At 61.1% G+C, this 23,694-nt stretch carries 17 protein-coding genes and 1 pseudogene; 12 read left to right on the top strand and 6 right to left on the bottom strand.

Annotation, left to right across the window (positions count from 1 at the left end):
- Positions 1-1,092, top strand: coding sequence for a helix-turn-helix transcriptional regulator (locus JTY93_RS12355; protein WP_205477465.1), 1,092 nt, complete (start codon positions 1-3; stop codon positions 1,090-1,092).
- Positions 1,089-2,048: an arsenic resistance protein gene (locus JTY93_RS12350; RefSeq protein ID WP_205477466.1), complete on the top strand. Its 960-nt coding sequence runs from the start codon at positions 1,089-1,091 to the stop codon at positions 2,046-2,048. Before JTY93_RS12355 ends, JTY93_RS12350 begins: the two co-directional genes overlap by 4 nt.
- Here JTY93_RS12350 and yddG read toward each other — a convergent pair.
- Positions 2,045-2,935 carry an aromatic amino acid DMT transporter YddG gene (yddG, locus tag JTY93_RS12345; RefSeq protein ID WP_205477467.1) on the bottom strand — a complete coding sequence of 297 codons (891 nt, stop codon included), beginning with the start codon at positions 2,933-2,935 and terminating at the stop codon, positions 2,045-2,047. The genes JTY93_RS12350 and yddG overlap by 4 nt on opposite strands.
- A gap of 499 nt (positions 2,936-3,434) precedes the next feature.
- On the opposite strand from yddG, the gene mexE reads away from it, so the two are divergent.
- From mexE to JTY93_RS12330, 3 genes are read left to right on the top strand one after another with little or no spacing between them, the layout of a single operon-like run.
- On the top strand, positions 3,435-4,679 hold the full coding sequence (gene mexE / locus JTY93_RS12340) for a multidrug efflux RND transporter periplasmic adaptor subunit MexE (protein WP_205477468.1): 1,245 nt from the start codon (positions 3,435-3,437) through the stop codon (positions 4,677-4,679).
- A 15-nt stretch (positions 4,680-4,694) separates the two neighbouring features.
- On the top strand, positions 4,695-7,874 hold the full coding sequence (locus JTY93_RS12335) for an efflux RND transporter permease subunit (protein WP_205477469.1): 3,180 nt from the start codon (positions 4,695-4,697) through the stop codon (positions 7,872-7,874).
- Complete coding sequence (locus tag JTY93_RS12330) at positions 7,871-9,286, top strand: efflux transporter outer membrane subunit (protein WP_205477470.1); 1,416 nt, start codon at positions 7,871-7,873, stop codon at positions 9,284-9,286. The genes JTY93_RS12335 and JTY93_RS12330 overlap by 4 nt, the downstream gene beginning before the upstream one ends.
- A gap of 290 nt (positions 9,287-9,576) precedes the next feature.
- Here the strand turns inward: JTY93_RS12330 and JTY93_RS12325 are convergent, their stop codons facing one another.
- Complete coding sequence (locus tag JTY93_RS12325) at positions 9,577-10,593, bottom strand: AraC family transcriptional regulator (RefSeq protein WP_205477471.1); 1,017 nt, start codon at positions 10,591-10,593, stop codon at positions 9,577-9,579.
- A gap of 209 nt (positions 10,594-10,802) precedes the next feature.
- Between JTY93_RS12325 and efeU the strand changes: the two genes are divergently transcribed.
- From efeU to JTY93_RS12295, 6 genes and pseudogenes are all read left to right on the top strand, one after another.
- A complete protein-coding gene (efeU, locus tag JTY93_RS12320; RefSeq protein ID WP_205477472.1) occupies positions 10,803-11,636 on the top strand; it encodes an iron uptake transporter permease EfeU in 834 nt (277 codons plus the stop codon).
- Between the two features lie 85 nt (positions 11,637-11,721).
- Positions 11,722-12,849 (top strand): iron uptake system protein EfeO, encoded by a 1,128-nt coding sequence (gene efeO, locus JTY93_RS12315; protein WP_240357287.1) that lies wholly within the window; start codon positions 11,722-11,724, stop codon positions 12,847-12,849.
- Positions 12,850-12,863: 14 nt separating this feature from the next.
- Positions 12,864-14,154 (top strand): annotated as a pseudogene (gene efeB / locus JTY93_RS12310) (iron uptake transporter deferrochelatase/peroxidase subunit).
- A gap of 25 nt (positions 14,155-14,179) precedes the next feature.
- Positions 14,180-14,992: an iron uptake system protein EfeO gene (gene efeO, locus JTY93_RS12305; protein ID WP_205477475.1), complete on the top strand. Its 813-nt coding sequence runs from the start codon at positions 14,180-14,182 to the stop codon at positions 14,990-14,992.
- A 313-nt stretch (positions 14,993-15,305) separates the two neighbouring features.
- On the top strand, positions 15,306-16,268 hold the full coding sequence (locus JTY93_RS12300) for an IS110 family transposase (RefSeq protein WP_205518957.1): 963 nt from the start codon (positions 15,306-15,308) through the stop codon (positions 16,266-16,268).
- Positions 16,269-16,432: 164 nt separating this feature from the next.
- Positions 16,433-17,632 carry an MFS transporter gene (locus JTY93_RS12295; protein WP_205477147.1) on the top strand — a complete coding sequence of 400 codons (1,200 nt, stop codon included), beginning with the start codon at positions 16,433-16,435 and terminating at the stop codon, positions 17,630-17,632.
- Between the two features lie 29 nt (positions 17,633-17,661).
- Here the strand turns inward: JTY93_RS12295 and JTY93_RS12290 are convergent, their stop codons facing one another.
- From JTY93_RS12290 to pssA, 4 genes are all read right to left on the bottom strand, one after another.
- Positions 17,662-18,879, bottom strand: a complete 1,218-nt coding sequence (locus JTY93_RS12290) for a hypothetical protein (protein ID WP_205519023.1) — start codon at positions 18,877-18,879, stop codon at positions 17,662-17,664.
- A complete protein-coding gene (locus tag JTY93_RS12285) occupies positions 18,839-19,636 on the bottom strand; it encodes a hypothetical protein (RefSeq protein WP_205519022.1) in 798 nt (265 codons plus the stop codon). Before JTY93_RS12285 ends, JTY93_RS12290 begins: the two co-directional genes overlap by 41 nt.
- Before the next feature lie 22 nt (positions 19,637-19,658).
- Positions 19,659-21,503, bottom strand: coding sequence for a hypothetical protein (locus tag JTY93_RS12280; RefSeq protein ID WP_205519021.1), 1,845 nt, complete (start codon positions 21,501-21,503; stop codon positions 19,659-19,661).
- A gap of 158 nt (positions 21,504-21,661) precedes the next feature.
- Positions 21,662-23,005 carry a CDP-diacylglycerol--serine O-phosphatidyltransferase gene (gene pssA / locus JTY93_RS12275; RefSeq protein WP_205477146.1) on the bottom strand — a complete coding sequence of 448 codons (1,344 nt, stop codon included), beginning with the start codon at positions 23,003-23,005 and terminating at the stop codon, positions 21,662-21,664.
- Between the two features lie 123 nt (positions 23,006-23,128).
- On the opposite strand from pssA, the gene JTY93_RS12270 reads away from it, so the two are divergent.
- Positions 23,129-23,692 carry a TetR/AcrR family transcriptional regulator gene (locus tag JTY93_RS12270; RefSeq protein ID WP_205477145.1) on the top strand — a complete coding sequence of 188 codons (564 nt, stop codon included), beginning with the start codon at positions 23,129-23,131 and terminating at the stop codon, positions 23,690-23,692.
- Positions 23,693-23,694: the final 2 nt, after the last annotated feature.

The raw sequence follows: 23,694 nt of genomic DNA, 5'->3' as shown, positions 1-23,694 counted from the left end.
ATGATCAATTATCACCGACGCCGCACCGCGCTGCGCAAGATTCTCCAGCGCAGCGGCACGTCGATGAAGACCGCAGACATCCATACCGCCCTGTGCCAGTGGTTCGACGACTTCAGCCTCCATGGCAAAACCACCCTGCGTGACCTTGAGGCCCTCGCCGAAACCGAACTGGTCACAGTGGGTGAAAAAGGCCCGGATAAAAAAGCCAAGTACTGGAAATCCGGCCGCGAGAGTTTCGACCTGACGCTCTCTCCCACCGAAGCCATGACCCTGGCGGCGATTTTCGAGCATGCCCAGCGTTTTGGGTTCAACGCCCATACCGCGCAGCTCGGTGAACTGCGCGAATACGCGGCGTCGGAGATGACCAAGCACTCCGCACGCCCCCAGGCCTGGTCCCAACGCATCACCAGCGGCACGCGGTTTACCCTGCTCAAACCCGGCAAGCACGACCCGGCGCACCTGACCACGATCCAAGCGGCGATCCTCGAAGACGCGTCGCTGGAGGTAACCTACCTGCCCCGGGACGCCGACGGCGTCGAGTGCCGGTACCTGCTCAAACCTTTGGCTCTCTCCTATCAGGACTCCAATGTCTACCTGTCCGCCTACGTGGTGGAAGAGCATTGGCCCGCCGGGTATGTGCCCACGGAGCCACGTGGCAAGTACAGCAGCAACGGCCCGCACTCACTGTGCGCACTGATGCTGCATCGCATGCTGGCCGTGAAGACAAGCTGGCTGGATGTGCCCGGCCCGGATCACTACGATGTCAATTCGCTGGAAGCGCAAAAGCACCTGATGACCATCCATGGCGAGGCACCGGTGCCGCTCAAGCTGCGCCTGAGCGCCAATCTGCATAATCGCTTGAGCGAGAACCCGCTGACCGACGACCAAGTGATCGTGCCTCATGGTGAACAGCATTGGGACTTGAGTTGCAGCCTCTACGACACCCAGGGCCTGCGCCTGTTTTTGCTGAGCAATGCGGCGGATATTGAAGTCATAGCGCCGGCCACCCTGCGCAGCCACGTACACCAAACACTGCAGCGTGCCGTCACGCTTTACGCCAGCAATGAAACCGCGCCAAAGGACACTCCGTGAACCGAGACCAGCTTGAGCAGCACCAAATCGCGATCTATTTCGTGGCGGTCATTATCGCCGCCGTCGGCGGCCTGCTCGCCCCTCAGGCAGCGCAGGGCCTGGGGGGCCTCGTCACCCCGGCGATTGCCGTGTTGATGTACGCGATGTTCCTGCAAATCCCGTTTCTGCAACTGCGCGAGGGCCTGGCCAACAGACGCTTCATCGCAGCGTTGCTGGTGGCCAACTTTGTGTTGATCCCCCTGCTCGTCTGGGCGCTTACCCTTGGCCTGCACGATCAACCGGCGATCCTGATCGGCGCGCTTCTGGTGCTGCTGACACCCTGCATCGACTACGTGGTGGTGTTTACCCATCTTGGCAAAGGCGACGCCCGATTGACCCTGGCCGCCACGCCTTTGCTGCTGTTGCTGCAACTGGCGCTGCTGCCGTTGTACCTGACACTTATTCCAGACAGTGAGACGGCGGTAGTGATCGCCCTCGGGCCGTTTGTCGAAGCGTTTGTGCTGCTGATCGCCGTACCTTTGCTGCTGGCGGTGCTGACGTGTGCCGGGGCCCGGCGCTCGCCCCATATTGCGCGCTGGAACCAGGGCTGGGCGTGGATGCCAGTGCCCGCCATGGCGACCGTGTTGCTGGTGGTGATTGGCTCGCAGATCGCGTTCGTGGCGCGGGAGCTCGAGCAGTTGTTGCCCGTGATCCCGGTATACCTGGGCTTCATGTTGCTCGCACCGGTGGTTGGCGCCCTGACGGCACGGGCGTTCCGGCTGCCGGCGGCCACGGCGCGTTCAGTCACCTTCAGCAGTGCCACACGCAATTCGCTGGTGGTCCTGCCATTGGCGCTGGCCTTGCCGGAAGACATGCGCATGCTGGCCGCAGCGGCGATCATCACCCAGACATTGATCGAATTGGTCTGTGAGCTGATCTATATCCGGGCGATCCCGGCCCTGGTCTGGCGAGACTAGGCCTGCTCGCGCGTAGCGTGCCAGCACAGCAGCGAACCTGCCGTGACCAACACCGCGCCCTGCCAGAATTGCGGGGTGAGGTGGGCGCCCAGCCACAGCGCGGCGAAGGCCGACGACAGCACCGGCGCGCCGTAGGACGCGGTGGCCAGCAAGGTCAGGTTGCCGCGCAGGATGCCGATATTCCACAGGGCATAACCGCCGGCCATGGCGATGCCCGTGGCCAGCAATTCCAGACTGCTGCCCAGGCTAAAGGCCGGCAGGACTTCGGCACTGAAGGCGTATTTCACCCACAGCACCGCCGCAGTCAGGATAAAAAACAGCACCACCAGGTTTTGCCCACCCGCGTAGCGTCGTGTGACGTTGCAATACAAGGCAAAGGTAATCGCGCAACCCAGGGCCAGGCTGTAGCTCAGGGGGTTGGATTGCACATTGGCGACGATGGTTGCCAATGCCAGGCCATCGCCACTCACCACCCAAAGAATGCCAAACAGCGCCAATGCACTGCCCGGCACGATGATCCAGCGGGCCTTTTGTCCGTTCATGACAATCGCCAGCAGCACCGTCAGGCACGGCCATAGGTAATTCACCACGCCTAGCTCGATGGCCTGGTTGCGACTGCTGGCAAACCCCAGGGCCAGAGACAGACAGACCTCGTAGGCCACAAACAGCCCGCTGCCCATGATCAAGTAGGACCAGGACGTGGCGCGCAAGCGTGGACGTCCGAGCCAGGACACCAGCAGAACCGCACCCAACGTATAGATCAGTGCCGCGCCGCCCAGGGGCCCGAACACCTCGCTGACGCTGCGGATCAACCCGGCGGCGGTGCTCCATAAAAGGATTGCCACCAAACCACACACCGTCGCGGCCCGCTCTCCCCTGATCTGCATGGATGCCTCTCTAAGAATGTCCACAGCCACAGCACCTGCGGCACAAAAGCCGCAACGGTACACGCTGGGGTATTGCTTGTCTCCTTGTGGGAGCTCGGTGGGTCAATTGATGCTTTTCTGGCTGAGCGGGCGCCATCGCGGGCAAGCCCGCTCCTACAGGGGATCTTGGTGGTACTGAATATTTGGGCCACACCACAGAACAAAGGTGGGAGCTGGCTTGCCTGCGATGGCGATGGGTCAGTTGATGCATTTCTGGCTGAACTGACGCAGCCCCACAGGGGATCTCTTCAAGGTAGGCAATCGAGATTGGCTGCAGATCGCGCAAAGGTGTTTTGCTATCAATGGGATTGATAGCACCCTAACGAAAACCCCATACTAGAGGGCTTTCACCAGGCTTATATCATTCCGAATGATAGTTACCTTTGTTTCATTCGATTCGTGAGATAGCACACCGCCGAGCATGATCCGCCCATCTCAAATACATCGGCGGATGCACCTCATGGAACAGACACTCAAACATTTGCGCTATCCCCTGGCCCTTTTGGCCGTGCTGGTGATGAGCGCATGCGGTAAGGCCCCCGAGCAAGCGGCCGCCATGCCCGCCAGCAAAGTCAGCGTTGCCAAGGTGCTGGAACAACCGGTCAATGAATGGGACGAGTTCACCGGCCGCCTCGAAGCCCCGGAAACCGTACAAATCCGCCCACGGGTGTCGGGCCAGATCGACCAGGTAGCCTTTACCGAAGGCGCGCTGGTGAAGAAAGGCGACCTGCTGTTCCAAATCGATCCACGTCCATTCCAGGCCGAAGTGCGGCGCCTTGAAGCCCAGCTCCAACAAACCCGAGCCGCGGCATCGCGCAGTGACAACGAGGCCCAGCGTGGCGAGCGCCTGCGCCAGAGCAATGCGATTTCCGCCGAGCTGGCCGACTCCCGTACCACTGCCGCCCAGGAAGCCCGCGCCGCCGTGGCCGGGATCCAGGCGCAGTTGGACCTGGCCCGCCTGAACCTGAGTTTCACCCGCGTCACCTCGCCCATCAGCGGCCGTGTCAGCCGCGCCGCAATCACCGCCGGCAACCTGGTCACCGCCGATGTCACCGAGCTGACCAGCGTGGTCTCCACCGACAAGGTCTACGCCTACTTCGACGCCGATGAACGCGTGTACCTCAAGTACACCGAACTGGCGCGCCAGGGCCGTCGCGGCGCGACCACCCCGGTGTACCTGGGCCTGTCCAACGAAGAGGGCAACCCGCACCTGGGCCAGATGAACTTTGTCGACAACCAGGTCAACCCGGCCACGGGCACCATCCGTGGCCGTGCAGTGTTCGATAACAGCGACGGGCGCTTCACCCCAGGCCTGTACGCGCGCCTCAAGTTGGTGGGCAGCGGCACCTACTCCGCCGTGCTGATCACCGACGAGGCCGTGGGCACCGACCTTGGCAAGAAATTCGTACTGGTGATGGATGGCGACAATAAGTCCGCCTACCGCGCCGTTGAGTTGGGGCCAAAGATCGAAGGTTTGCGCATCGTACGCAGCGGCCTGAGCAAGGACGACACCATTATCGTCAAGGGCCTGCAGCGGGTGCGCCCGGGATCGCCGGTCGCCCCGGAAACGATCCCGATGGCCAGCCAAGCCACCCTCGCCGCCTTGGCCCAACAACGACAAGCGCTTGAAGCCAGCAACCTGGAACAAGTGGCGCCGGATAAAGCCGCGCCCAAGCTCGCCAGTGTCGCGACTCCACGCGGTTAAGGGACTACACACAAGATGAATTTTTCCAAGTTCTTCATATCGCGGCCGATCTTCGCAGCAGTGTTGTCGCTGCTGATCCTGATCGCCGGCGCGATCTCGCTGTTCCAATTGCCCATCAGCGAATACCCGGAAGTGGTACCGCCAACCGTGGTGGTGCGCGCCAACTTCCCGGGCGCCAACCCCAAAGTCATCGGCGAAACCGTGGCCTCACCGCTGGAGCAGGCGATCACCGGCGTCGAGAACATGCTCTACATGTCCTCGCAGTCGACCGCCGACGGCAAGTTGACCCTGACCATCACCTTCGCCCTGGGTACCGACCTGGATAACGCCCAGGTGCAGGTGCAAAACCGCGTAACGCGCACTCAGCCAAAACTGCCTGAAGAAGTGACGCGCATCGGTATCACCGTGGACAAGGCCTCCCCCGACCTGACCATGGTGGTGCACCTGACATCCCCGGATCAGCGCTACGACATGCTCTACCTGTCCAACTACGCGATCCTCAATATCAAGGATGAGTTGGCACGACTGGGTGGCGTGGGCGATGTGCAGCTGTTCGGCATGGGCGATTACTCCCTGCGGGTATGGCTGGATCCGAACAAGACCGCCTCGCGCAACCTGACTGCCACGGATGTGGTGACCGCGATTCGCGAACAGAACCGCCAGGTGGCCGCCGGTGCCCTGGGCGCGCAGCCTGCGCCCAGCGACACCAGCTTCCAATTGTCGGTCAATACCCAGGGCCGCCTGGTCACTGAGGAAGAGTTCGAAAACATCGTGATTCGCGCCGGCGACAACGGCGAGATCACGCGCCTGAAAGACATCGCCCGCGTTGAGCTGGGCTCCAGTCAATATGCCCTGCGCTCGCTGATCGACAATCAACCGGCGGTGGCGATTCCGATCTTCCAGCGCCCTGGCTCCAACGCCATCGATATCTCTAACGATGTGCGCAGCAAAATGGCGGAGCTGAAAAAGAGCTTCCCTGAAGGCATGGATTACCGCATCGCCTACGACCCGACCGTGTTTGTGCGTGGCTCGATCGAAGCGGTGGTCCACACCTTGTTCGAGGCGTTGATCCTGGTAGTACTGGTGGTGATCCTGTTCCTGCAGACCTGGCGTGCGTCGATCATTCCCCTGGTCGCGGTGCCGGTATCGTTGATCGGCACCTTTGCGGTGATGCACCTGTTCGGCTTCTCCCTCAATGCGCTGTCGCTGTTCGGCCTGGTGTTGGCCATCGGCATCGTGGTGGACGACGCCATTGTGGTGGTGGAGAACGTCGAACGTAACATCGAGCTGGGCCTGGAGCCCTTCCCGGCCACGGAAAAAGCCATGAGCGAAGTGACCGGGCCGATCATTGCCACGGCGCTGGTGCTGTGTGCGGTGTTTATTCCGGCCGCCTTTATCAGCGGCTTGACCGGGCAGTTCTACAAACAATTTGCGTTGACGATTGCCATCTCCACCGTGATCTCGGCGTTCAACTCCCTGACTCTGTCGCCGGCCCTGGCAGCGGTATTGCTGCGTAGCCATGACGCGCCGAAAGACCGGTTCTCCCGGTTCCTCGACAAGCTCTTTGGTGGCTGGCTGTTCCGTCCATTCAACCGATTTTTTGAAAAAGCCAGCCATGGCTACGTAGGCACCGTGCGCCGGGTGATTCGCGGCACCGGTATCGCGCTGTTCGTGTATGGCGGCCTGATGGTGCTGACCTTCTTCGGCTTTGCCCATACGCCGACCGGTTTCGTACCGGCCCAGGACAAGCAGTACCTGGTGGCTTTCGCCCAGTTGCCGGACGCCGCCAGCCTGGACCGCACCGAAAACGTGATCAAGCGCATGTCCGACATCGCCCTGAAACAGCCCGGCGTGGAAAGCGCCATCGCCTTCCCGGGCCTGTCGATCAACGGTTTCACCAACAGCCCGAACAGCGGCATCGTGTTCGTGACCTTGAAGCCCTTCGGCGAGCGCAAGGATCCGAGCATGTCCGCCGGGGCGATTGCCGGAGCGTTGAACGGCAAGTACGCCGATATCCAGGAAGCCTACATGGCGATCTTCCCACCGCCGCCGGTACAGGGCCTGGGCACTATTGGCGGGTTCCGCCTGCAAGTCGAAGACCGCGGCAACCTGGGCTACGAAGAACTGTACAAAGAAGTGCAGAACGTCATCGCCAAGAGCCACAACGTGCCGGAACTGTTTGGCCTGTTCACCAGCTACACGGTCAACGTGCCCCAGGTCGATGCGGCTATCGACCGTGAAAAGGCCAAGACCCACGGCGTGGCGATCAGCGACATCTTCGACACCCTGCAGATCTACCTGGGCTCGTTGTATGCCAACGACTTCAACCGCTTCGGCCGTACCTATCAAGTCAACGTGCAGGCTGAGCAGCAGTTCCGCCTCGACCAAGACCAGATCGGCCAGCTGAAAGTGCGCAACAACAAGGGCGAGATGATCCCGCTGGCGACCTTTATCAAGGTCAGTGACACCTCGGGGCCGGATCGCGTGATGCACTACAACGGCTTTATCACCGCCGAGATCAACGGCAACGCGGCCCCTGGCTACAGCTCGGGCCAGGCTGAGGCGGCGATCGAGAAACTGCTCAAGGAAGAACTGCCCAACGGCATGACCTACGAGTGGACGGACCTGACCTATCAGCAAATCCTCTCGGGCAATACCGCACTGTTCGTGTTCCCGCTCTGCGTACTGCTGGCGTTCCTGGTACTGGCCGCTCAGTACGAAAGCTGGAGCCTGCCACTGGCGGTGATCCTGATCGTCCCGATGACTCTGTTGTCGGCCATTACCGGGGTGATTCTGTCCGGTGGTGACAACAACATCTTTACCCAGATCGGCTTGATCGTACTGGTGGGCCTGGCCTGTAAGAACGCGATTCTGATCGTCGAATTCGCCAAGGACAAACAGGAAGAAGGCCTCGACCCGCTGGCTGCGGTACTGGAAGCCTGCCGCCTGCGTCTGCGGCCGATCCTGATGACCTCGTTCGCCTTCATCATGGGCGTGGTGCCCTTGGTGTTCTCCAGCGGCGCGGGTGCCGAGATGCGGCACGCCATGGGTGTGGCGGTGTTCTCCGGGATGATCGGGGTGACCTTCTTCGGCCTGTTGCTGACGCCGGTGTTCTACGTGTTGATCCGCCGTTATGTGGAGCGCAGCGATGCACGCAAAGCGGCCAAGGCCTTGAAGCTGGAGACACAGCAATGAGTGTGAAAGTGTTCTTGCCGAGCCTGTTGGTATTGGCGCTCGCCGCCTGTGCCGTGGGCCCGGACTATAAAACCCAGCAGTTGGAGGCGGCCACTATCACGGCCGCCGCCGATGCCAAGCAGTACGACCACGCCAAGTTCGAAGGTATCTGGTGGCAGCAGTTCGAGGACCCGATCCTCAACCAGTTGGTGACGCAATCGTTGAGCGGCAACCGCGACCTGCGCGTAGCGTTTGCCCGCCTGCGGGCCGCCCGGGCGATTCGGGATGACGCCAGCAATGACGCAATGCCCACCATCACCAGCCGCGCCAGCAGCGACTTGGCCAAGGGCCAGATCCCTGGCCAGACCACGCGCCGGGTCAACAGCGAGCGCTATGACCTGGGCCTGGACATGGCCTGGGAGCTGGACCTGTTTGGCCGCATCCAGCGCAACCTGGAGGCCAGCGACGCCGACCAGCAAGCCGCCGAAGCCGACCTCTATCAACTGCAAGTCAGCATGATTGCCGAACTGGTGGACGCTTACGGCCAATTACGTGGTGCGCAGCTACGGGAAAAAATCGCCCTGGCCAACCTGAAGAACCAGCAGGATTCGCGCACCATCACCGAAAGCCTGCGCGATGCTGGCGTCGGCGACCAACTGGACGTGGTACGTGCCGATGCGCGCCTGGCAGCGGTTGAAGCCAGCGTGCCGCAATTGCAGGCCGAACAGGTGCGCGAACGCAACCGCATCGCCACCCTGCTCGGCCAGCGCCCGGACAAACTCACGGTAGACCTGAGCCCGGCCGACCTACCGGCGATTGCCAAGGCCTTGCCGATTGGCGACCCGGGGCAACTGCTGCAACGGCGCCCGGACATTCTCAGCGCCGAACGCAAACTGGCAGCGGCCACCGCGCGTATCGGCGTGGCCAAGGCCGACCTGTTTCCGCGGGTCAGCCTCAGTGGCTTCCTCGGCTTTACCGCCGGCCGAGGCTCGCAGATCGGCTCGTCTGCCGCCAATGCCTGGGCCCTGGGCCCGAGCATCACCTGGGCCGCCTTTGACCTGGGCAGCGTACGCGCCCGTTTACGCGGCGCCGATGCCGAGGCCGACGGCGCCCTGGCGACGTACGAGCAACAAGTGTTGCTGGCGCTGGAAGAATCCGAGAACGCATTCAACGACTACGGCAAACGCCAACAGCGCCTGATCTCGCTGATCCGCCAAAGCGAATCCAGCCGTGCTGCGGCCGACCTGGCCGAGATCCGCTACCGCGAAGGCACCGCCGACTTCCTCGTGCTGCTCGACGCCCAGCGTGAACGCCTGGCGGCCGAAGACGCCCAGGCCCTGGCCGAAGTGGACCTGTATCGCGGCATCGTGGCGATCTACAAGGCATTGGGTGGCGGTTGGCAGCCACAGACTACGGTCGCCAGCCTCAAGTGATGTAAAGAGCTCCTTTGGTTGGTCGCATCCAGCCAATTTTTAGCCCCGTGGTCCATTCGGTCACGGGGCTTTTTTTGCTCTGGTGTTTGCAGCGGCTTTTGTGGCGAGGGGGCTGTCGTGGCGAGGGGGCTTGTCCCCTCGCTGGGCTGCGTAGCAGCCCCAATAAGATCACCGAGGTGTGTCAGGTCAACCGAGGGTGCAGGTTTTGGGGCTGCTACGCAGCCCAGCGGGGGACAAGCCCCCTCGCCACAGAAGCTCTGTTGCCATGCAGGCTGCGCAGTGCCGACGGCTTAGTTGGCGTCATTAAGAATCAAGCTACGATAATGCCCAGGATTGGACCCCGACCACTTGCGAAACGCCTTATAGAACGAACTTACATCGGCAAAACCCAGGCGGCTGGCGATCTCGGCGAAGCTGATATCAGCCTCGGCCAGCCAGACAACCGCCAGTTCCTTGCGCACGCTGTCCTTGAGCCCCTGGTAGGTCTGCCCTTCTTCGGCCAGGCGCCGGCGCAGGGTGGAAGCCGACATGCACAACTCTTGGGCTAGGCTTTGGGTTTCCGGCCACTGCTGGGCCGGGCGTTGGCGCAGGTCGTGCTTGATGCGCATCGCCAGACTGTCGGGGTCGCGGTATTTGACCAGGATATTGGCCGGTGCATGGGCCAGGAAGCGCTTGAGTTCTTCGGGGCTGCGCTTGACCGGCAGGTCGAGGCAGTCTGCCGAGAAGATCATCCGCGTACGGGTGCGATCAAAACGCAGGTTGTCGGAAAACATCACCTGGTAATCATCACAAAAGGCCGGCTGCGCACTGCGCAATTCGATGGCCAGGATCGGAATCCGTCGGCCAGCCAGCCAGCAAGCGACGCCGTGGACGATCATCCAGTAGCAAAAATAGGTGAACGCCCGTCGCGGTTCGGGCTCGGGCTCCAGCAAGACAATTTCCGCCAGGCTTTGCTGGCGTACCAATTGGGCAGGCAGGTGTTCGAGCATCAGCGACAGGAAGCCCAGGCCGGTTTCCAGGGCTTCGCCCAGGGTGGGCTGGGCCATGGAGGCGCGACACAGGAACGCCAGGCTGCCGGACTTCAACTTGCGCGGGTCCATGCCAAAGAACTCATCATCCCGGCGGCGCGCCAGCAAGCGCCAGAGCCGCGCGTACGCCAGGGCCGGAACCCGGGCGGCGGGCTGCTCCAGCAACGCTGGGTCAATCCCTACCTTGTTCAGGGCCTCTCGCGTCGCCGCACCGGGGGCGCAACTTTGCAACAAGGCTTCGCGAACCAGGTGGATGGAGATTGTGTCTTTTTCCGACATGGGCAAGGGCTCAATCTTGTAGGTCGGCCATTGTAGGAGCGTGCTGGCCTGGAAGGAACAGAGAGGCCTGGCATTTCATCAATCCTTGCAGAAGCCAGGAGATAGAGGGCTGTTCAGCGGCTGTTCAGGAAAGGTCAAGATCCTCTGTTTAGCAATGAGTATCATTATGTTACAACTTAGCACCCTAACTAATTACGTTGCGGTGCCCGATGCTCGTTCCCTTTCTCATCATGCTGCGCGAAGGCATTGAAGCCGCATTGATCGTTGGCATCATCGCCAGCTACCTGCAACAGACCGGCCGTGGCCAATGGATGCCGGCGGTTTGGATTGGCGTGTTTCTGGCCGCTGCCCTGGCCCTGCTGATCGGCGGTGGTCTGGAGTTGGTCAGCGCCGAGTTTCCGCAAAAACAGCAAGAACTGTTCGAAGGCATTGTCGGCCTGGTGGCCGTGGGCATTCTCAGTTCCATGGTGTTCTGGATGCGTAAAGTCGCGCGCTCGATCAAGCACTCCCTGCACCAATCCCTGGATCACGCCTTGGCCGGCTCGCGCAACCAGGTGATCGCCCTGATCGCCATGGTGTTTTTCGCCGTGGCCCGCGAAGGCCTGGAAACCGTGTTCTTCCTGCTCGCGGTGTTCCAGCAAAGCGAAGGTCCGGCAGCGCCCATCGGCGCCCTGCTCGGCCTGGTGCTGGCGATTGTCGTGGGGTTCCTGATCTACAGCGGCAGCATGCGCCTGAACCTCGGCGCGTTTTTTCGCTGGACCGGGCTGTTCATCCTGGTTGTGGCCGCCGGCATCCTCGCCAACTCGGTGCAGGCCCTGCATGAAGCCGGGGTGTGGAACCACTTGCAGCGCGTGCTGTTCGATTTCAGCGCCACATTGCCGATGGATGGCCCGCTAGGTTCGGTACTGGCCGGCATGTTCGGCTATCAGGATGCGCCGACCGTCAGCACCCTGGGTGCCTACCTGATTTATCTGGTGCTGGCGTTGGTGATGTTCTTTATGCCCGCCGCGCCAGCCACCTCCTCTTCCGTCTCCAGCCAGTAAGGTCGTCCCTTGCCAAACCAAGCCCCTGCCCCCCGCCTCGCCACCCCGCGCCTTGCGGTGGGCGCTAGCCGGCTCGGTGATCGTGATGATCGCTGCCGGTGGCCTGTTCTACTACGCCTCGCAATTGGCCGCGGCCAAGCGCCAGGTCAATCACAACGAAATCGCGGTAATCATCCACGCCCAAGCCTGCGAACCCAACGCCCTGACGGTGCCGGCCGGTCGTGCGAGTTTTCGCATCATCAACCGCTCCGATCGCGCAGTGGAGTGGGAAATCCTCGACGGCGTACTGGTGGTCGAAGAGCGTGAAAACATCGCCCCCGGCCTGAGCCAGGTGATCAACGCTAACCTGTTGCCGGGCGACTACGCCATCACCTGCGGCCTGTTGAGCAACCCGCGCGGCACCTTGCATGTGACCCCGACCGCCGAGTCCGATGCCCTGGCCAAAGCCAAGCCGTCGATGGTGGCCTTTATCGGCCCGCTGTCGGAGTTTCGCGTGTACCTCAATAGCCAGGGCAGCGCCTTGATCAAGGCCGTCAGCGCGCTCGAACAAGCGATTGCTGCGGGCGACCTGAGCCAAGCCCAGGCCCTGTACCTGCCGGCACGCGAGGCTTACCAGCGCCTCGCCCCGGCGGCCCAACGCCTGGCCGAGCTGGACAACGCAATCAATGCCCGCGCCGATTACTTCGAAAAACGCGAACAGGACCCGGCCTTCAGCGGCTTCCACCGCCTGGAGTACGGCCTGTTCGCGCAGCACAACCTCGACGGCCTGGCACCGATTGCCCAGCGCTTGCTAAGTGACGTCACCACCCTCAAGCAACAGTTGCTCGCGCAGTCACTGCCGCCCGAGCAACTGGTCAGCATCCTGGTGCGCAACCTCAATAGCCTGGCCGACGTGCGCGCCGCGAGTGGCGAAGAGGAACGCTACAGCCACTTGGACCTCAATGGCTTTGCCGCAAACCTGGCGGTCACGCGCAAGGTGGTTGAGCTGATGCGTCCGCTTTTGACCAAGTCCGCTGCCGACCTGTTGCCAGGTATCGATAGCGCGATCAGCGCCTTCGCCGTGCAACTCGACGGCCTGCAGGTCGATGGCAACTACCGCACCTATGACAGCGTTACCGCCGATCAGCGCCAGCAGATCGCCGACAAGGCCAAGGCTCTGGCCGCCGCACTCGATGGAATCGACCCAGCCCTTGGCCTCACAGGCCTTAAGTGAAGACGACCGAACAAATGAGTGATTCAGAACAGTTCAACGCCCAGCGCCGCCGCGTGTTGCTGGGCATGGCCGCCACCGGTGCGGCGATTGCCGGCAGCAGCCTCAGTTGCCCGGCAATAGCGGCCGGCGCGGCCCAGGTCACCGCTGCCCCCCAGCAGCGAGAAAACCCAGGACCACCACGCCTTCCACGGCAAGCACCAGAGCGGCATCGTCACCCCGCGCCCGGCCTGCGGCATGCTGGTGGCGTTCGATGTGTTGGCCAGCGACCGCGAAGACCTGGAGCGGCTGTTTCGCACCCTCAACGAGCGTATCGGTTTCCTGATGACCGGCGGTACGGTGCTACAAGTCGATCCGAAACTACCGCCCACTGACTCCGGGATCCTCGGCCCGGTGGTCACCCCGGATAACCTGACGATTACCGTGTCGGTGGGTGAGTCGCTGTTCGACGAACGTTTCGGCCTGGCCGGCGCCAAGCCCAAGCGCCTGAGCCGCATGGTCGGTTTCCCCAACGATGCTCTGGAACCTGCGCAGTGCCATGGCGACTTGAGCCTGCAGTTCAGCTCCAACACCCCCGACACCAACATCCACGCCCTGCGCGATATCGTGAAAAACCTGCCGGACCTGCTGCTGGTGCGCTGGAAACAGGAAGGCAGCGTACCGCCCCAGGCGCCCGCCCGGGCCGGGCAACCGGCACAGAGTGCGCGCAACTTCCTGGGTTTTCGCGATGGCTCGGCCAACCCGGACTCCAACGACGCCAAGGCCATGGACCAACTGGTCTGGGTCCAGCCCGGCAGTGACGAACCCGCCTGGGCAGCCAATGGCAGCTACCAGGCGGTGCGGATCATCCGCAACTTCGTCGAACGCTGGGACCGCACGCCCTTGCAGGAACAGGAAAGCATCATTGGCCGGATCAAGACCAGCGGCGCGCCCGTAGGCGGTCACAACGAAGCCCAGGTGCCCGACTACAGCACAGACCCAGAAGGCAAGCTGACCAAGCTCGATGCCCATATCCGCCTGGCCAACCCGCGCACCGCCGCAACCCAGGCCAACCTGATCCTGCGCCGGCCGTTCAACTACTCCAACGGCGTCAACAAGAACGGCCAGTTGGACATGGGCCTGTTGTTTATCTGCTACCAGGCTGACCTGGAAAAAGGCTTCATTACTGTGCAAACCCGGCTCAATGGCGAGCCGCTGGAGGAGTACCTCAAGCCGGTGGGCGGTGGGTACTTCTTCACGCTGCCAGGCGTCACCGGGCCGCAGGATTTCATCGGCCGCACCTTGCTGCACAGCACTGCCAACACCTAAACCCCATCCCAGCGGAAACCGTCCCATGAAGATGTCGTCTCTTGCGTTGTTGTTGACCCTTTCTCCGCTCGCAGCCTTTGCCGCGACGGCGCCCCTGGACCTGGTTGGGCCGGTGTCGGACTACAAGATCTATGTCACCGACAAGATCGATGAACTGGTCACCCAGACCCAGGCCTTTACCGACGCGGTGAAAAAAGGCGACCTGGCCACCGCAAAAAAACTCTATGCCCCCACCCGCGTGCACTATGAGTCCATCGAGCCCATCGCCGAGTTGTTCAGCGACCTCGATGCCTCGATCGACTCACGGGTCGACGATCACGAAAAAGGCGTGAAGGCAGAAGATTTCACCGGCTTCCACCGCATCGAATACAGCCTGTTTGCCGAGAACAGCACCCAGGGCCTGGGCGCCTTGGCCGATGGTTTGAACAAGGACGTCAAGGACCTGCAAACCCGCGTCGCCGGCCTGACCTTCCCACCAGAAAAAGTCGTCGGCGGAGCTGCCGCATTGCTCGAAGAAGTGGCCGCCACCAAGATCTCCGGCGAAGAAGACCGCTACAGCCACACCGACCTGTATGACTTTCAGGGCAATATCGACGGCGCGAAGAAGATCGTCGACCTGTTCCGTGGGCAGATCGAGCAACAGGACAAGGCGTTTTTGGCCAAGGTCGACAAGAACTTCGCCACCGTGGACAGCATCCTGGCCAAATACAAAACGGCTGATGGTGGCTTTGAGACCTATGACAAGGTCAAGGAAAACGACCGCAAGGCCTTGGTCGGCCCGGTCAACACCTTGGCCGAAGACCTGTCGACCCTGCGTGGAAAGTTGGGCCTTAACTGACAGAAAGACTTAGGCATCCACACCCCCTGTGGGAGCGGGCTTGCTCGCGAAGGCGTCGGCCCAGCAAACATTGATGTTGACTGACCCACTGCTTTCGCGAGCAAGCCCGCTTGTATGTTTAGACTTGAAGGGGTGGGCGGCGACTAAAAGCCCGATTCCGACTCTAGCCAGTACGGACCGTGGGAGACTTCTCGTCCCGCCCTTTCTACCCTAAGCGCCGATAAGGAATTCATCGGGAAAACCGACAATAGAGGCAAGCCAGCGCTGGGATAGACCCCGACAAGCCCTTAAACCCTAGCTCCGAGGATTAGTTATGACAATCCTTACTTCACCAACGGTTGTGGGTATCGATGTGGCCAAGGCCGAAATCGTTGCCTACCGCGAAGACCTCAACGCCACTCAAGCCATTGCCAACGACCGCGATGCTCTTGGTCGCTGGCTCAACACATTACCTGCCAACAGCTCAATTGCCCTGGAAGCCACCAGCACTTACCACTTGGACACAGCTGAACTCGCCCATGAAATAGGACATCGGGTTTACGTTGTAGACGCTTATCGGTTGAGCCATTACCGCGAAAGCATTGGCCAGCGGGCGAAAACCGACCCTTGTGATGCACGTTTATTAGCGCGCTACCTGAGCAGCGAGCAGAAACGGCTACGGCTCTGGAGTCCACCTCCGCAGGCTTACAAGTTATTGAAAAGCTTGCTACACCGACGTGCAGAGCTTATCAACTTGCGTGTAAGCCTTACACTGAGCTGGTCAGGCGAACCGCTTTTGAAAGACGAGTTGGCCCAGCAGTTAAAGTCCTTCAAACAAGCTGAGCAGGTCATTCAGAAGTTGCTGCACAAGGTCAGTAAAGAGGCGGGCATCACCGAAAATATCAAGCGCTGCAAAGCCATTGAGGGAGTGGGTGATCTTACGGCTACTGGTCTAGCGACAGCCTTCATGCGCGGTCAGTTCGCCAATGGCGATGCATTCATCGCTTTCTTGGGGATGGATCTGAGACCAAAAGATTCCGGAAAAAAGGCCGGCCCTCGGCACTTGAGTAAAAAGGGCGATTCAGAGTTGCGGCGCCTTGCTCACAACGCAGCGATGGCCGCTAGCCGATCTGCGACCTGGAAACCGTACTACGAGTCTTACCTGGCCCGGGGACTGGCAAAGACCCAAGCCCTGGTGATCCTCGCCCGCAAGCTCTGCCGGGTGGCATTCGCGCTGATGAAAAACCAGAGCGAATACCAGCCGAACTTAAAGTTGCAGGGTTTACCTGCAACATAGAATCTCCCACATTTGATCTTCGCTGCTTTGAGCATTGCGTTCGCTTACTGATCGGCATTAGGGCGCAGAGCAGTTGTAGATCTTCATCATTGCGGCTAATCGCGCTTTGCGTTTAATCGTCTTACCTATAACGTTCCATCAATCCAACTCACGGAAGATGTCCCATGCCCAATCCGGCCACCAGCATTGATGCTGCTTTGCCCACCTCGGTGTCATTCAACCTGCGTCCCCTGCTGATCGCCAACATGGCCTGCACCATGGCGATGATGGCGTTTGTCTCGCTGATCGGTCCCATCGCCCGCGTGCTCGGGCTGGCGACCTGGCAAGCGGGTGCGGCCGTCACGGTGTCCGGGGTGATCTGGATGCTGTTGGCGCGGCCCTGGGGCCAGGCCAGTGATCGCCTGGGGCGCCGCCGGGTGCTGCTGTTGGGCACCGGTGGATTCACTCTGGCGTACTGGGCGCTGTGCGTGTTTATCGACGCCTCCCTGCAACTGCTACCTGCGGCCACGCTGGCGTTTATCGGGTTGGTGCTGGGCCGCGGCTTGATCGGGGTGTTTTACGCCGCGATCCCAGCGGCCGGCTATGCGCTGATTGCCGACAATATCGAGCCGGCCCACCGTGCCAAGGCCATGGCCTCGCTGGGGGCAGCCAACGCCTGCGGCTTGGTGCTGGGGCCGGCGATTGCCGCGCTGCTGGCGCGCTACAGCCTGAGTCTGCCGTTTTATGCGATGGCGCTGCTGCCGATGCTGGGCTTTGTGGTGTTATTGACCAAACTTGCGCGCCAGGAACTGCACCTCAAGCAACCGCCCAAGGCCGTCAACCTCTCGGACCCACGCTTGCGACGCCCGCTGGTGGTGGCCTTTGCCGCCATGCTGTGTGTGTCCATCGCCCAGATCACCGTGGGCTTTTTCGCCCTGGACCGTCTGCAGATGAACCCCGCCGACGCCGCACAAACCGCCGGGATTGCCCTGACGATGGTGGGCCTAGCGTTGATCTGCTCGCAATTGTTGGTGCGCAAACTGGAGTGGCCGCCGCTGCGGATGATCCGCGTCGGCGCCCTTGTCTCGGCCCTGGGGTTTGCCGGCAGCATGTTCGCGGATACGGCGTGGATCCTCTGGCTCGGTTTCTTCGTCTCGGCGGCCGGTATGGGCTGGATCTTCCCGTCGTTCGCCGCACTGGCGGCCAACGCGGTGGAGGCCTCGGAACAAGGCGCCACCGCAGGTTCGGTCGGTGCAGCACAAGGCTTGGGGGTGGTCGTCGGGCCTCTGGCCGGGACGCTGATCTATGCCGTCGAACCGCGACTACCCTACCTGGTAGCCGCCGCCCTGCTGCTGCTCATTGCGCTCTGGCCGGCACCGCGCTGAACGACTGGCGGCCCTCCCCTGAGCGGTTATCACGTCTGACGCTCTGGCGTGAAGTCCTCAAGGGGAGCGCCAGTAGGTTTAAGGGTCGCCGGGTTGATCGCATACCACTTGCTGTTCATGTTCACGGCGTAGACCGCGCACTGTTGGCTCACGCCCAACTGACCTACCCGTTGTGGGTCAGCAGGCGGCTTGCCACGCAGCGCCTCATAGGCGCCCAGCCCCCAGCGGCACTTTTCAAAGGCGGTGGTAGGCAGATAAATGCCTGAGCCGACCCCCATCAACTCCCCTGACAACACCCTTTTGCTGCGCTCTGTGATTTTAAGCGCGGACTTGAGTACATCGACGCTGCCGTCCAGAGGGTTGAACATGCTGCGCACCAGCAGTCCGCTCTCCTTCATCAGGCCCTGACCAAATGCACGACCGCTATAGGGCACAATCGCCTTGATCCCCTTGAAGAATGACCTGGCTGCAGCCAAGCCGCCTGTCGCTGCAAATGACGCGAAGTCGATCAACAGGCCTTTGAGACCGTCCTTGATATTGCCATCGGCAATGTCCGCAACCGCACCTACAAATGGGATAAGACTGAGGACCGTTCTAAGGTTCTCCTGGGTCAGGATCTTGCCGGAATCGAAAGGGTAGCTGCGGCGCTTCTGCAGCCGTGTGGGTTGATTGGCGTACTCCAGCAGCAACTCGCGCTTGTCCTCGAACGTGTTGTCGAGCACGGTTCTGGTGATATCGCGTGTTCTTGTCGAAGCCCAACTGTTGGGGACATAGACCGGCGCGGGGCCGGGCCACTGCGACAAGACCTGACCGGGCAACGGCTCGCGGGCCTTCTCGATAATGACCCTGGACTCTACCCCCGGACGCGGCTCGGTGCCCTGGGAATAGGCCTGGAAGTCGAACTTCTCCAGCTTTGCATGACGAAAATCCCGTTGGACAAAGGCAAAAGGCCCGTAGGGCACACTGCCTTTTTGGGTCACGCCATTTAACCCAAGTCTGTAGCTCAGATCGTCACGCCGGATCATTTTCATTGAACCTGGAAACACTTCGTAGTAGCCGAATCTCGGGGTCGCCGCCCCGGTTTCGTAACGCATCAACAGGCCATGCCTGCCCTTTTTTTCCTGCACCTTGGAGTGCTCGCCCTGTTCGTCCTCCACGGGTTGCCCGGTCTCCTCGCGCAAGGTAAAAAACTCCAGCTTGCCGACCTCAAATGCCCGGCGTACCTCCAGCGGCGCGTTGGCGATCATCAGGCGGATCACCGTGGCCTGGGCGCTGCGGGTATCGGCAATGTATTGGTCCACAGCCGGTGCGACCAACGGGGCAATTGGCGGCAGGTTTTTTGATTCTTTCGTTAAAGGCTTCCTGGGAAATTTTAGGGTGAATAAATTTGTACTTTTTTTCGTCACCAAAAAGACGGCTCACCCAATCGCCAAAGGCAACCAGCGGATCCTTTTCAGCTTGTTGAGTCAGGATCACGTCGGTCAAGTAGGGCTGACGGGTCTCCAGGTGCCCGTGTTGCCTTGGGTCAAAAGGCACGTCGGTATCCAGCTCAAGCTTGAAATTGCGGATCTCGTCCTCGGTCAACTCGGGAAACAGCTTCGCCAACTGTTGCACTAAAAGACTTGTTTGAGTGGGTGGCTCGCTCGTGAGGGTATTGAATGCCTCGCGAGTGCGGTTTTCCCGGTCGGTGAATGCCTGTGTGGCAGCCGAATAATCCCCTGGCGAGTAGCGCCCATCGGATGACTTGGGAAAAATCCCGGCCATCACCGCCCAGTCCAGCAAGGGCTGGGCGCCAAGGCTTTTGATCAACTCTGCCTGCGCAGGCCCTGTCGCATCGAGTCGGCTCAGGTCCAGGGCTTGGGTGATAGTCAGCGCCCGCGAACTGCCCGCCCCACCGAGTTTTTCAGCCATGGCAGTGCCCAGGCGCAGGTTCAGCCAGGCGGTCGAGCCGATGGTCACCTGCCCAGGCTGCAACATCAGTGCTTGAGGTGCGAGTGCCGACACACTGCGCGTCTTGATCAGAAACTCAGGGGGCTGCCTGTGCCAGCAACAGGTGGGCAACCAACGGCGCGGCGCTGGCGCTGACCGCCTTGTGGTCAATCAAATGCGTTTCTATCTCCTCGCGCACCTGGTTTATCGTGCGCCCCAGGTTGCTGGGATGATAGATCTCGTAGCCGGCAACCACGCCGGGCGCGCCGGGCACATCGACGGCCACACTGGCCTTGATCGCGGCAGCCAGCAGTTGGTGGCGAGAAGCCCTGGACAGGGGCGCGCCACCGGCGACCTCCGCCATATTCAGCACGCCCGCCAATTGCTGCGCCTTGGCCATGGCCTGGGGCGAGTCGAAGAACGCCCGAAGCCGCAAATCCGGGTCGGCGGGCAGGTCCGCCCCGTCCGCAAAATCGCGCAACAGTTCAGTGACCGAACCCGGCCCGGCGGCTTGGGTTCTGAGCACCGTCAGGTCGTTGGGTGACAACGCCCCAGGTCCCCAACTATAGGGCGTTAGACTCGCGTAGTCCGCCGCCAGCGGCGCCGGAGGCAATTGATTGTTCAGCCAGCCAAGCGCGACGCGTGCTTGCGCGACGGAGCCAGGAGACCCCAACCCGGAATACTCCAGAACCTGGCGCAGGTCATATTGGGGGATGGAATACAGGGCGTCGCCGGTTTCCTTGCTCATGCCCACCAACTGGTTGAAGTTGGCATTCAGTTCGAGAATGCGCGCCTTTTCTTCTGCACTGCCTGCAACCAGGGTCTTGCTGATCTCTTCATCGAGAAAGGCTTGCAGATTAGTCCAATGATTCGCCGAGTCCCGCAGTTCCAGCTGCCCGTCGCGAATGCGGTAAACGTGATCGCCCTGGCCAAAACCGATTTTATCGACGAACGCTCTGAAGGCCGGGGTTGCCAGGAACTGAGCAAAACTCGCCCGTGGCTGATGGCTTTTCTGTGCCAGTCTCGACTGGGGGTCGATATCCACAGTCTGCGCAGTCAGGTCGAGATCGGCGTCCTCAGCCTTTGCATCGACCAGCGCCTGCAACTGGGGAGCCAGGCGCGCACGGACATCCTGGTCGCGACTCTGCTGCACGAGTTGGTCGAACTGCTCGCGCCAATCGGTGCGCTTTTGCTCGGAAATCCCGGGCCAGCCCTCCTCCGTAAGCTGCCTGCCAAGCTGCGCGGCACCGCCGCTTTCGTTAGGTGTCTTGACGCCGTAAAAATCGAGAATGACGTCAACGTGATTAAAATCGCCCGTTTTCGGGTCTGGTAGCAGAATCCCCAGATCGCTGGGAGACAGGTAGCGCACAGCCGCCCTGACCTTGCCACTCACTTCCCACCAACCAGACCCATCGCTGGTGGTAAATCGCTGCTTGGTCTCGACGCCATCGCGAATCACTATTCCCTCTACGCCGTCGCGGTCAATGCGCACGGTCGACCCTTTGAAGCCTTTGCTCGCAAGCCAGTCCTGCACCGCCGGCTCTTTCACCGCGTCGCGATAAAGGTCCACGTAAGGTTTGATCGAAGCATTGTCGGGGATGGGTTTGCGTTTCAGCTTGCCGGTGGTCACCCAATGAGTGAGGGTGTCCTGCAGCTTTTCATCGCCTTTCGCCGCATCGACGGACGATGGAAAAGCAGGCAATGGCGTCGCGTCGCGTTTTTTGCGCTGCGCCGCCAACTCGAGCCTTGCTTGCGTCAACCTGCCAGGCATCGAGGGGCTGCGTGGGGTTTGCTCAGATGCTGGCCAGTGTTGGCCTTCGGGCGCAGACGGCGCTTCGGACGACGGCATCGAGGCTGTCGGCTCAGGCTGTCGATAGCCCTGCCCTGCACCTGTCACAACGTTAAACGGCGTGCCTGCACTCTTTACACTGTATGTCGACATTTCCAGTTCTCTTCACCTAAGGGAGGGCGAGAGTTCTTTTCCGTAAGAACTGTCAATGCAACGCTACAAAACCCAGCCTAGAGGGGTTATAGGAAGAGTCCGAATACACCAAAGACGGTGCTAAGTGTTTCAAGTGTGCCGAGAAAATGGCAGGTCAGTTACAGGATCCGATACAACAAGCGCTCGACCCGTACCCGGCTGACCCGGCGCAAGAACTTGCCGACGGCTTCGGGGTAATCCACCAGCGTCTGTAACTGCTGGTAGCCCTGGATCCGCTTGGCGTGCCGGAAAATCTCCTCAAGCTCGCTGCGCCGTGGCGCCAGCCACTGGCCTCGGGGATCGTCGATCAGCAAGGCGTTTTCCAGGTCCAGGCGGAAGGCACGGGGGTTGAGGTTGTTGCCGGTGAGCAAGGTATAGCGCTCGTCGACCCACATGCCCTTGAGGTGGTAGGTGTTATCACCGTCACGCCATAGGTGCAGGTTGAGCTGGCCACTGTCAATCATGCGCTGGTGGCGCTTGGCAAAGCGGCGCAGGCTGATTTCGTAGAGATACGGCAGCGCGGCGATGATCCTGAACGGCTCGCTGGGCGGGATATAGAAGTCGTTGGCGGTTTTGTCGCCGACAATGATGTCGATCTTCACCCCACGGGCCAGCGCGCGGTTGATCTCCCGGGTTACCGGTAGCGGCAGGTTGAAATACGGGGTGCAGATGGTCAACTGCTGCTGGGCGCTGGCGATCAGCTCACAGATCACCCGGCTCAGCGGGTTGTTCTTGCCCACCCCTAGCAGCGGGCTGACCGACAACTCGCCGATGCCAGCCTGGCCGGCCGTGGTGTCATAGGTCGCGTGCTTGAGCCGGCTGCGCAAGTCGCCAATCTCATTGCGCAGGCTGCGAGTGGTGGGCAGGTTGGGCAGGTCCAGGCGGTGGACCGCCTTGGAGGCCACCAGCCCGTGCTCCACCAAGTGTTGCATGGAGTCAGCCAGTGGTTTGTTGTGGATCAAGTGATAGCGATCAAAACGATATTTGTCGAACTTGTGCAGATACACATTGTTCAGGCTGGCGCCGCTGTACAGCACGCTGTCATCGATCACAAAGCCCTTTAGGTGCAACACGCCAAACAACTCGCGGGTCTGAACCGGCACCCCGTATACCGGCACATGTGTCGGGCGCGACTGGGTCATCGCCTGGTACCAGGCGCTGTTACCCGGCTGCTTGCCCGCGCCGATCAGACCGCGTTGGGCGCGCAGCCAGTCGACCATCACCACGATATCCAGTTCAGGCCGTGCGGCCTTGGCGGCATGCAGCGCGTCAAACACCTCCTGGCCCGCTTCGTCCTGTTGCAGGTACAAGGCGACGATATAGATACGGTGTTGGGCCTGGGCGATTTTCTCCAGCAGGCAGCGGCGAAACTCGGCAGCACCGCACAGCACCTCGATCGCATCGGTGGCCAGGGGGAAACCGCGCAACTTGGGCAACAGAGAACGTTTGAATAACGACGGCATAGGGCTCGCAATGATCGAATCCGAAGAGCCCGAGAGCTTACACCATGGGGGTGCTCAGGTCTGCCTGCGGAACATGGAAAATAATTCATTGACCATGAAGAACGATCGTTCTACTGTCGCAACATGAACGATATAACCAACAGTGAAACCCGCGACATTATTCTCGATGTCACCGAAAAGCTGCTCTACCGGCACGGCATCGCGGCCACCGGCATGGAACTGCTGGTGAAAACCGCCGGGGTCTCCAGGAAAAGCATCTACCGCTATTTCGCCAACAAGGACGAATTGGTGATCGCCGCCCTGCAGCGGCGCGACGAGCGTTGGCTGCAGTGGCTGCGCAGCGAGGTCGAACAAGCGCCAGACAGCGGTGCGCGCTTGCTTGGGGTGTTCAGCGCGCTCAAGGCCTGGTTCGCCTCTACGGACTTTCGCGGTTGCGCCTTTATCAATACCAGCGGCGAGACCGGCAACCCGCAAGACCCGGTCCGTTTGTTGGCCAAAGCGCATAAACAGAAACTGTTCGAGTACCTGCTTGAACTGTGCAACGCACATGGCACCCCAGCCCCGGAGAAACAGGCCGCGCAACTGCTGATCCTGGTCGATGGTGCCATTACCATGGCCCTGATAATGGGCGATGTAACCGCCGCTGATAATGCGCAATGCATGGCGCAAACGTTATTGGCACTTTGAAA

The organism is Pseudomonas hygromyciniae (assembly GCF_016925675.1).
Classification (GTDB): domain Bacteria; phylum Pseudomonadota; class Gammaproteobacteria; order Pseudomonadales; family Pseudomonadaceae; genus Aquipseudomonas; species Aquipseudomonas hygromyciniae.
The sequence above is the reverse complement of the archived record's forward strand: the minus strand, read 5'-3'. Positions and strand labels throughout refer to the sequence as shown.

Excerpts from the sequence above, each read along its gene's own strand:
- JTY93_RS12355 (WP_205477465.1), top strand. The coding sequence starts at position 1 with ATGATCAATTATCACCGACGCCGCACCGCGCTGCGCAAGATTCTCCAG.
- yddG (WP_205477467.1), bottom strand. The coding sequence starts at position 2,935 with ATGCAGATCAGGGGAGAGCGGGCCGCGACGGTGTGTGGTTTGGTGGCA.
- mexE (WP_205477468.1), top strand. The coding sequence starts at position 3,435 with ATGGAACAGACACTCAAACATTTGCGCTATCCCCTGGCCCTTTTGGCC.
- JTY93_RS12335 (WP_205477469.1), top strand. The coding sequence starts at position 4,695 with ATGAATTTTTCCAAGTTCTTCATATCGCGGCCGATCTTCGCAGCAGTG.
- JTY93_RS12330 (WP_205477470.1), top strand. The coding sequence starts at position 7,871 with ATGAGTGTGAAAGTGTTCTTGCCGAGCCTGTTGGTATTGGCGCTCGCC.
- JTY93_RS12325 (WP_205477471.1), bottom strand. The coding sequence starts at position 10,593 with ATGTCGGAAAAAGACACAATCTCCATCCACCTGGTTCGCGAAGCCTTG.
- efeU (WP_205477472.1), top strand. The coding sequence starts at position 10,803 with ATGCTCGTTCCCTTTCTCATCATGCTGCGCGAAGGCATTGAAGCCGCA.
- efeO (WP_240357287.1), top strand. The coding sequence starts at position 11,722 with ATGATCGCTGCCGGTGGCCTGTTCTACTACGCCTCGCAATTGGCCGCG.
- efeO (WP_205477475.1), top strand. The coding sequence starts at position 14,180 with ATGAAGATGTCGTCTCTTGCGTTGTTGTTGACCCTTTCTCCGCTCGCA.
- JTY93_RS12300 (WP_205518957.1), top strand. The coding sequence starts at position 15,306 with ATGACAATCCTTACTTCACCAACGGTTGTGGGTATCGATGTGGCCAAG.
- JTY93_RS12295 (WP_205477147.1), top strand. The coding sequence starts at position 16,433 with ATGCCCAATCCGGCCACCAGCATTGATGCTGCTTTGCCCACCTCGGTG.
- JTY93_RS12290 (WP_205519023.1), bottom strand. The coding sequence starts at position 18,879 with ATGATCGCCAACGCGCCGCTGGAGGTACGCCGGGCATTTGAGGTCGGC.
- JTY93_RS12280 (WP_205519021.1), bottom strand. The coding sequence starts at position 21,503 with ATGTCGACATACAGTGTAAAGAGTGCAGGCACGCCGTTTAACGTTGTG.
- pssA (WP_205477146.1), bottom strand. The coding sequence starts at position 23,005 with ATGCCGTCGTTATTCAAACGTTCTCTGTTGCCCAAGTTGCGCGGTTTC.
- JTY93_RS12270 (WP_205477145.1), top strand. The coding sequence starts at position 23,129 with ATGAACGATATAACCAACAGTGAAACCCGCGACATTATTCTCGATGTC.